We start from the raw sequence: 9,666 nt of genomic DNA, 5'->3' as shown, positions 1-9,666 counted from the left end.
CCTTTTGTACATGCATGGAAAATTAATGTCCCTACTCCTGCACAGAAAATAGCAACCGCTGGATTAAATCCTGTTAATATTGGTACTAAAACTGTAGCTCCAAACATAGCTAATAAATGTTGTAATGATAACATTGTTTTTTTCATAAAAAAACCTCCCTATTTTTAGTTTGGGAGAAATAATTCTCCCTTTTTCAGTATCTCCGTACTGAATTAAAAGGTGTTAACCTTATATAATTTTATGCTTTTACTCGTTTATAGTTACTGAATCTTGTTCATCAGTTTCATTTAACATAACTGAAATTACCTCATGTTTTGATGTTGGAACATTTTTACCTACATAATCTGCTCTTACAGGTAACTCTCTATGTCCTCTATCAACTAACACAGCTAATTGTATAGACTTAGGTCTTCCTATATCCATAATTGCATCTAAAGCTGCTCTTACTGTCCTTCCTGTGTATAAAACATCATCAACTAATATTACAACCTTATCATTTATATCAAAGTTTATATTAGATCCATTTATAACTGGATCTGTATCTACTTTTTTTAAATCATCTCTGTATAGAGTTATATCAATTTCACCAGTATTTACGCATACATCTTCTATACTCTGTATTTTCTTTGCTATTCTATTTGCTATAGGAACTCCTCTTGTTTTTATTCCTACTAAAACAACATCTTCTACACCTTTATTTTTCTCTATAATTTCATGGCTTACTCTAGTTATAGCTCTTCCCATAGCTTTTTCATCCATTAATTGCGCCTTTTCTTTCATTAAAATCCTCCTTTTTCATAAGGTTAAATTCAAAAAAGCTTCTTACCCTTAGGCAAGAAGCTATACTTATCAAATATAAAGAATCTTATATTTTCTATAAGTTCTCATTCTCTCGCCTTTTGATCTCTCTGGACCAATTAAAGGTAACATTCATTTTTTATAATTATATACTAATAAAGTACTTTTAACAACCATTTTTATTTCATTTTAGATATTAAGTCACTGAAATATTTTGGAAGTTCTGAATTGAACTCAACATATTCATTAGTTGTAGGATGTACAAAACCTAACTTTCTAGCATGTAAAGTTTGTCCTTTTAAGCCAAACTTATTATTTTTCGGACCATATAGATAATCTCCTAATAAGGGATGATTTAAAGATAATGCATGAACCCTTATTTGATGTGTTCTTCCAGTCTCTAAAGTTGCCTTAACATGAGTAAAGTTTTCATATCTATTTATGACTTCAAAGTGAGTAATTGCATTTTTCCCATCTTTAACTATGCCCATCTTCAATCTATCTTTAGGATTTCTTCCAATAGGTTTATCAACAGTTATTTTATCTTCTTTCATAACTCCATGGCATATAAATTCATATTCTCTAGTTATTGAATGATCTTTTAGCTGTTCTGCTAGCGAATTATGAGCTTTATTATTTTTTGCAATCATTAAAAGACCAGATGTATCTTTATCTATTCTGTGTACTATACCAGGTCTTATTACTCCGTTTATAGAAGATAACTTTTCTCTACAATGATATAAAATTGCATTTACTAATGTATTATCATAGTTTCCAGGAGCTGGGTGAACAACCATATCTTGAGGTTTATTAACTATTAATAAGTCACCATCTTCATAAACAATGTCAATTGGTATATCTTGCGGAGTCACTTCAAGAAGTTTTGGTGCTGGTATCTCAATAATTATATGGTCATCTTCTTTTACCAAGTATTTTGCTTTTTCAATTTTATTATTAACCTTAACTTTTTTATCCTTTATAATCTTTTGTATATAACTCCTAGACATTTCACCTAACTGTCCAGATAAATACACATCCAGCCTATCGCCTTCTTCTTCATCTATAACTAAAAATTGTCTTATTTCTTCCATAATTTCACCTACTTGTCATTTTCAAAAAATATTATGTATATGCATAATAATATAGTTCCTATAACTACAAATACATCTGCTACATTAAATACATAGTTCCAAACTATTCTAAAATCAAAATAATCTACTACAAACCCTAATCTTACTCTATCTATAAGGTTCCCTATAGCTCCTGCTATTATAAGAATTATAGCGCTTTTACCAAGTAAATTTAGTTGCTTTTTGTATAAATAATATAATCCAAATATGCATGCAGCCAAAGCAACCACTACAAAAATAATTTGGTTATTTTGAAACATTCCAAAAGCTGCCCCTCTATTTTCTACATATGTTAAATGAAATATATCTTTAATTATAGGTATACTCCCTATATTAACTAAATACTTTACAGCCAAAAATTTAGATATTTGATCTAATCCTATTAATCCTAATATAATAAGTATATATATCAAAAAAATATCCTCCTCAATTGTTTTAATCTATATATATTATATATATTAACATATATATGGGCAATACATGTTAATATCAAAAAAAGATAGCAATTGCTATCTCTCTTTGATTTATTCTTTAACAAGGTCTGATATAGTTACAAATTCATATCCTTGTTTTTGTAACTCTGGAATTATACATTCTAAAGCTTTTATAGTCTGTGATTTATCATTCCTTATACTGTTGTAGTCATGAAGTAAAACTATACTACCATTTTTTGCATTTTTTTCTATTGTGCTTATAATATTTCCAACTCCTGGGTTGCTCCAATCTCTTGCATCAAAATCAGACCACAGCACAACTTTCATATCTTTTGATTTCATTAAGTTAAATAAATTTTCATTTATTGCTCTATATGGAGGTCTAAACCAAGTGGGTTCTTTTCCTGTAACTTTTTTTATAATTTCTTGAGTTTTTATAATTTCACTATTAAGCTTTTCAGGTGAATTGTTGCATACATTTATATGCGTAAATGTATGATTCCCAATTTCATGCCCCTCATCAAATGCTCTTTTTACAATTTCAGGATTCCATCCAACTTTTTGACCTACTACAAAAAATGTGGCTTTTGCATTATTTTTTTTAAGTATGTCTAGTATTTGTGGTGTAAAATCTTCATCAGGACCATCATCAAAGGTTAAAGCTATAACTTTTTTCTGATCACTACCTCTTTTAATTATTATATCTTCATATTTTTTTGATATATTATTTTTATTATTAAAAACTTCACTTTCATTTAACTTTGGCATATTAAATATACCTAGTGCTAAAATCAAAAAAAATATAGGTATAATTAACTTTTTCATATTACCGCCTCTTTTCTAGTAGTCATCTCTCATATCTCTATTCATATCAACTAAGTCTTTAACTTCTCGTGTAAATAAATTAGGTCCACTAAAATTATCTTTTATACTAACACTCTCTATATTGTTTACTGGTCTTTCTTCTTTTTTAGCGCAATCTACACATAATCTAGTTTCTGGAATAAAATCTAAGCGATCTTCCTCTATACCTTTTTTGCAGCTTTCACAAATTCCATAAGATCCATTTTTTATTTTATATAAGGCATTATCAATTTCATTTAGCTTAAATTTTTCATGATTAGTTAAACTATTTTGCATCTCTTGCATATATACTTCACTCCCTATATCCGCAAGATGATTATCATAACTTGAAAGTTCTCCTGACGTATACTTTTCACTTGTATGTTCAGTAGTGTTTCCAAATACAGTGTTATCTTCCATTTCTGATACTAACGTTATTATATTATTTTTTTCTTCTAGTAACATCTTTTCATATTTTTTATTATTCATAATAATCCTCTACCTTCCTCTAAAATTATCTACCATATCTAAAAATCTAGCTATATATTCTCCTATAATAGGTAAGTTAACCCATTTAGATATAACATATAAAACTAAACCTGTAAGAAAACTGAATCCAATAGCTTGCCCAAATCCTTTCCCAATTCCTGCTATAAAATTAATTGCAAACATTCTTCTTCTACTATCTGTTAAAATCATATAATCCATAATTCTGCTTCTTTCAAACATGTATAACAGACTGTCTATTCTATTATTTGCAATTTCAAGTGCCTTTAATAATGCTCCAGATTCATCATTTCCATGAATCCTCTTATCAATCTCTTTCATTCTTATTGTTTCAACTTTTTCTATATATATATTTTTTTCATTTTTTCTATTTCCTAACCTATATCGCTTCAAAACTTAACACGTCCTCTTCACATAGAAAAACTTTTTACAATTTTATTATTCCAACTTTTATATTTTAAATACAAAAACTTGCTTTCCTAATTGCATCTAATAAATTTATTCATTACATAAAAAAAAGCCCTAATAAATAGGGCTTTTAATCTTAATTTTATAAAAATTTCTTTTCTATCAATCCAACTTTTTTATAAACTTTTCTTAGTGTTTTTCTAGCTTGATATTCTGCTTTTTGAGCACCTTTAGCATATATATCTTCTAAATAATCCTTGTTTGCTAGTAAATATTCATATTGATCTTTTATAGGTTTTAAAGTTTCTACTATGACTTCAGCAACGTCATTTTTAAAATCTCCATATCCTTTACCTTCGTACATAGCAAGCAAATCTTCTATAGATTTATTGTCAAGCTTTGAGTATATATCCAACAGATTTTTTATACCTGGTTGTTCGTCAGTATATCTAACTACTCCAACTGAATCTGTTACACTTCTTTTTATTTTTCTTCTTATTGCATCAGCATCATCAACTAATAATATATATCCATTTTCATTTTCATCTGATTTACTCATTTTTTTAGTTGGTTCTTGTAAGCTCATCACTCTGGCTCCAGCTTTTGGTATATATGGTTCTGGAACTTTAAATGTAGGGCTATATCTGTTGTTGAATCTATTTGCTAAATCTCTAGCTAACTCTAAATGTTGTTTTTGATCTTCTCCAACTGGCACTAAATCTGTTTGATATAGTAATATATCTGCCGCCATTAAAACTGGATAAGTAAACAATCCTGCATTTAAATTAGCTTCGCTTTTTTGAGATTTATCTTTAAACTGAGTCATTCTACTTAACTCGCCCATATATGTCATTGTGTTTAAAATCCACATTAGCTCTGTATGACAACTAACATGTGACTGTATGAATATAGTATTTTTTTCTGGGTCTAAACCACTTGCCATGTATTGAGCTAATAACTGCATTGTATTTGCTCTTAAATTTTTAGCTTCTTGTGGAACTGTTATTGCATGTAAATCTACTACACTATAATAGCAATTATAATCTTCTTGCAATTCTTTCCAGTTTTTTATAGCTCCAAGATAATTTCCTAATGTTAATTTACCTGATGGTTGAGCCCCACTAAATATTATTTTCTTTTCACTCATATTTAATGCCTCCTATAAATTTTTTAACATTCTAAGTACTATATCTTTTGAGTTGTGAGCTGCTTGACCTACAAACTCTTCATATGTTACATCTGCACTTCCGTCTGCTTTATCTGACATAGCTCTTATAACTACAAATGGAGTATGATTCACATAGCATACATGTGCTATAGCAGCTCCTTCCATTTCTCCACAGTATCCGTTAAATTCTTTTACTAGTTCATCTTTTAATTCCTTGCTACTTATAAATATATCTCCACTTAAAACTCTACCTTTTAAAACTTTATGAGTTTTAACTTCTGCCTTTGATGATTCATAAGCTGCATTTATTAATTTTTCATCTGCTTTGAATACTGAATTATCCATTCTAGGTATTATACCTTTTTTATCACCAAATACAGTAGTATCAAAGTCATGTTGTATCGCATCTGTAGATATAACTATATCATATACATCTAGCTCTTCATTTAATGCTCCTGCTACACCTGTATTAACAACTGCATTTACATTAAATTCACTTATTAATATTTGAGCACATAATGCAGCATTTACTTTACCTATTCCACATCTAACTAAAACAATATCTTTATTTTCTAATTTTCCTACATAAAATTTTAAACTAGCTTTTTCTATAGTTTCTTTTATGTCCATTATATCTCTTAATATATCTACTTCCTCATCCATTGCACCTATTATTCCTATTTTGTTCATTTCTAAATTCCTCCTATATGTTATTAATCTTTATTTTTTGTATAATAAAAAAATCCGTCCTAAATAAATAGGACGGATATATTTTCCGCGGTACCACCTAAATTATATACATTTTTATATGCATATCACTTAATAATTTCTGCTATAACGTGCAGTCACGATATCAGCTACTCTTTAAATTTCACCTAATTCCTCAAAGGTCCATTCATTAAATTTATTTATATTGAGTTCTCAGCTACCTCAATTCTCTGTATTAAATAAGAAATTTAATTACTAATCCTCTTCACTGGATTTTCATATTATATTTTTATATTTATTTTATATGATATGTTTTAATCTTAAAAAAGTCAACCATTTAAACTACATATTTTTTTCTACCACCTAATTCCCACAAAAAAGAAGCTGTCTCAAAATAGTTATCAAATGGTAAATATATAAGTTTTAGCGACCTTTAAAGCTTCTTTTCAGCTTTGGAAGCAAAACTTATATATTTATCCTATTCATACTACTATTCGAGTACAGCTTCTGCATTTTAAACTATTTTCTTGTAACTTTTATACCTGTCATGTGGTCATTTAAGTTATGTTTTTCTATACTTTCATCATCAACTCTATTTATGTTTAAAGCTAAAGTTTCTGATTTTATATATTCAGAGTATTCATTTATAGCATTTGCTATTTCATCATCTGAACAATAATCAATATCTATATTATCTAAAACATCAAAGTCATTAGATTTTCTTAATTGTTGAACTTTAGATATAAATTCTCTAGCATATCCTTCGTTTATTAAAGTCTCATTTAAAGTTGTATCTAATATTACAAATAGGTTGTTTTCCATAGTAACATTAAACCCTTCTTTAGCTGATATATTTATTAATACATGATCTTTATTAAACTTAAATTCTTCTCCATCTATATCTACGCTTATAGACTCACCAGCTTCTAATTTAGGTACAACTTCACTTGCATCAAGTTTATTTAATGCCCCAGCAAAGAATTTCATCTTAGCTCCAAGCACAGGTCCTAAAACTTTAAAGTTTGGTTTTAATGTAAAGTTCATATATTCTCCTAAATCTTTAGCAAATATAACTTCTTTAACATTAAGTTCTTCTTTTATTAAGTCAACAACATCACTTATAGTACCTTCATATTTTCCATCTACTAATACTTTTTGTATAGGTTGACGAACTTTTATTCTAGTAGCTTCTCTTGATGCTCTTCCTAATGTAACTAAGTTTTTAACTAAATCCATTTTTTCTTCTAGATTATTATCTATTAAATCTAAATTAGCTTTCGGATAAGTAGCTAAGTGAACTGAAGTTTCATTAGTTAAGTTTCTATATATTTCTTCTGCTATAAATGGTGTAAATGGAGCTATTAACTTGCAAAGCTCTGTTAATATCTCATAAGTTGTATTATAAACTGATTTTTTATCTTCTGTTAATTCAGTTGCCCAGAATCTTCTTCTTGAACGTCTTATATACCAGTTAGATAAATCTTCATTTATAAATTCTTGAACCATTCTAACAGTTTTATTTAATTCAAATATCTCTAAGTTTTCTTCTACTTCTTTCTTTAAGTTGTTAAATTTAGATAATATCCATCTGTCTAATTCTGGTCTATCTTTATATTCAACGAAGAACTCGGATGGATTTATATTATCTGTATTTGCATATAATGTGAAGAAGTTATATACATTTTTCATAGTTCCTAAGAATTTACTTTGAACTTCTTTTAATCCATCTACATCAAATCTTGTTGGAGTCCATGGTGGAGATACATATAATAAATACCATCTTAATGCATCTGCTCCATATTGATCAAATAATTCAAAAGGATTTACTGTGTTTCCTCTTGATTTACTCATTTTCTTACCTTCTTTATCAAGTACTAAATCATTAACTAAAACTCTCTTATATGGAGCTTTACCTGTAACAAAAGTAGATATAGCAAGTAATGAGTAGAACCATCCTCTAGTTTGATCTATACCTTCACATATAAAATCTGCTGGGAATAATTCATCAAAGTTTTCTTTATTTTCAAATGGGTAGTGATGTTGTGCAAATGGCATAGAACCACTATCAAACCAACAGTCTATAACATCTGTTACTCTAGTCATAGTTCCTCCACACTTATCACACTTAAAGTGTATATCATCTACATATGGTCTGTGTAATTCTATAGTTTTTGGATCTATATCTTCTATAGCTTTATTAGCAAGCTCTTCTCTTGATCCTACAGACTCTTTATGACCACATTCACACTTCCATACGTTTAATGGTGTTCCCCAATATCTACTTCTAGATATTGCCCAGTCATTTAAGTTTTCTAACCAGTTACCAAATCTTCCTTCTCCTACGAAACCTGGATACCATTCAACAGTTTTGTTATTTGCTATTAATTGGTCTTTTAGCTTAGTCATTTCTATATACCAACTTGGTTTTGCATAGTATAAAAGTGGAGTTTGGCATCTCCAGCAGTGAGGATAGTTATGAGCTACCTTTTCTTTGCTGAATAATTTATTTTCTCCGTGTAACCATTTTATAATTTCAACGTCTACACCATCTTCCATTACAAATTTGCCTTCCCATGGAGTAGTTGTAAACTTACCTGCTTCTGAAACTGGTTGTAATACTGGTAAATCGTATTTTCTTCCTAAGTTGTAGTCATCTTCACCAAATGCTGGTGCTGTATGAACTATTCCTGTACCATCTTCTGTTGTTACATAGTCACCTAAAGTAACAAAGAATGCTTTTTTATCTGCTTCAACAAATGGCATTAATTGTTCATATTCAACGTACTCTAAATCTTTACCTTTTAATTCTTCTATAACTTCATAATCTTCTCCTAAAACTTTATTAGCTAAAGCTTTAGCAACGTAATATATTTCATCATTTTGCTTAACTTTTATATAGTCTATTTCAGCACCTACTGTCAAAGCAACGTTTGATGGTAATGTCCAAGGAGTTGTTGTCCATGCTAAGAAATATTCATCAGCATCTCTTCTTTTAAATTTAGCTATTACTGTATTATTTTTTATTTCTTTATATCCTTGTGCAACCTCATGTGACGCAAGCCCTGTTCCACATCTTGGGCAGTATGGAAGTATCTTATGCCCTTCATATACGTATCCTTCTTTATTAAACTTATCTAATATCCACCATACAGACTCGATATAATTATTATCTAAAGTTATATATGGATTATCTAAGTCTATTTCATAAGCCATTCTTTCAGTCATATCTCTCCATTGTTTTTCAAATGTGAAAACAGACTCTCTACACTTTTTATTGAATTTATCTAATCCATAAGCTTCTATTTGTTGCTTATCAGATAAACCTAATTCTTTTTCTACTTGTATTTCTACAGGTAATCCATGTGTATCCCATCCAGCTTTTCTTTTTACTTGATATCCATTCATAGTTTTATATCTACAAACAGAGTCTTTTAAAGTTCTAGCTATAACATGGTGTATTCCTGGGTTTCCATTTGCAGTTGGAGGCCCTTCATAGAATACAAAACTAGGATCATCTTTTCCTTTTTCTAAAGTTTTTTCTAACATATTTATGTCATTCCAATAATCAGATACTTTAGCTTCAGCTTCTTTTACAGAAGAATCTACTAACGACTTAAATTTAGCCATTAAAATCCACCTTCCTTTGATTTTATTTTTCACATAAAAAAAC

Annotated in this window: 10 protein-coding genes and 1 other annotated feature; all 10 genes read right to left on the bottom strand. The window is 28.9% G+C overall.

Annotated elements, in window-relative coordinates; translation table 11 throughout:
- The coding region (locus tag ACRDDE_RS01450) for a solute carrier family 23 protein (RefSeq protein ID WP_438625037.1) at positions 1–146 on the bottom strand (146 nt) is incomplete at its 3' end.
- Between the two features lie 100 nt (positions 147–246).
- Complete coding sequence (gene pyrR, locus ACRDDE_RS01445) at positions 247–780, bottom strand: bifunctional pyr operon transcriptional regulator/uracil phosphoribosyltransferase PyrR (protein ID WP_021430049.1); 534 nt, start codon at positions 778–780, stop codon at positions 247–249.
- 197 nt (positions 781–977) lie between these two features.
- Complete coding sequence (locus ACRDDE_RS01440) at positions 978–1,889, bottom strand: RluA family pseudouridine synthase (protein ID WP_438625036.1); 912 nt, start codon at positions 1,887–1,889, stop codon at positions 978–980.
- A gap of 8 nt (positions 1,890–1,897) precedes the next feature.
- Positions 1,898–2,341, bottom strand: coding sequence for a signal peptidase II (lspA, locus tag ACRDDE_RS01435; RefSeq protein WP_438625034.1), 444 nt, complete (start codon positions 2,339–2,341; stop codon positions 1,898–1,900).
- 111 nt (positions 2,342–2,452) lie between these two features.
- Entirely contained in the window at positions 2,453–3,187 is a 735-nt protein-coding gene (locus ACRDDE_RS01430) for a polysaccharide deacetylase family protein (protein ID WP_438625032.1), read from the bottom strand.
- A gap of 15 nt (positions 3,188–3,202) precedes the next feature.
- A complete protein-coding gene (locus ACRDDE_RS01425) occupies positions 3,203–3,694 on the bottom strand; it encodes a TraR/DksA C4-type zinc finger protein (RefSeq protein WP_150843303.1) in 492 nt (163 codons plus the stop codon).
- A 9-nt stretch (positions 3,695–3,703) separates the two neighbouring features.
- Positions 3,704–4,105, bottom strand: a complete 402-nt coding sequence (locus tag ACRDDE_RS01420; protein ID WP_438625031.1) for a DUF5665 domain-containing protein — start codon at positions 4,103–4,105, stop codon at positions 3,704–3,706.
- Positions 4,106–4,262: 157 nt separating this feature from the next.
- Positions 4,263–5,267 (bottom strand): tryptophan--tRNA ligase, encoded by a 1,005-nt coding sequence (gene trpS / locus ACRDDE_RS01415; RefSeq protein ID WP_438625030.1) that lies wholly within the window; start codon positions 5,265–5,267, stop codon positions 4,263–4,265.
- Between the two features lie 12 nt (positions 5,268–5,279).
- The gene (locus ACRDDE_RS01410; protein WP_438625029.1) at positions 5,280–5,978 is read right to left on the bottom strand and encodes a 5'-methylthioadenosine/adenosylhomocysteine nucleosidase; all 699 of its coding nucleotides are present in this window, start codon (positions 5,976–5,978) and stop codon (positions 5,280–5,282) included.
- A 65-nt stretch (positions 5,979–6,043) separates the two neighbouring features.
- Positions 6,044–6,274, bottom strand: a binding site (T-box leader).
- A 241-nt stretch (positions 6,275–6,515) separates the two neighbouring features.
- Positions 6,516–9,623 (bottom strand): isoleucine--tRNA ligase, encoded by a 3,108-nt coding sequence (gene ileS / locus ACRDDE_RS01405; protein ID WP_438625028.1) that lies wholly within the window; start codon positions 9,621–9,623, stop codon positions 6,516–6,518.
- Positions 9,624–9,666 lie beyond the last annotated feature (43 nt).

This window comes from Paraclostridium sp., assembly GCF_051656405.1.
GTDB lineage: Bacteria > Bacillota > Clostridia > Peptostreptococcales > Peptostreptococcaceae > Paraclostridium.
This window is presented reverse-complemented; position numbering and strand designations above follow the sequence as displayed.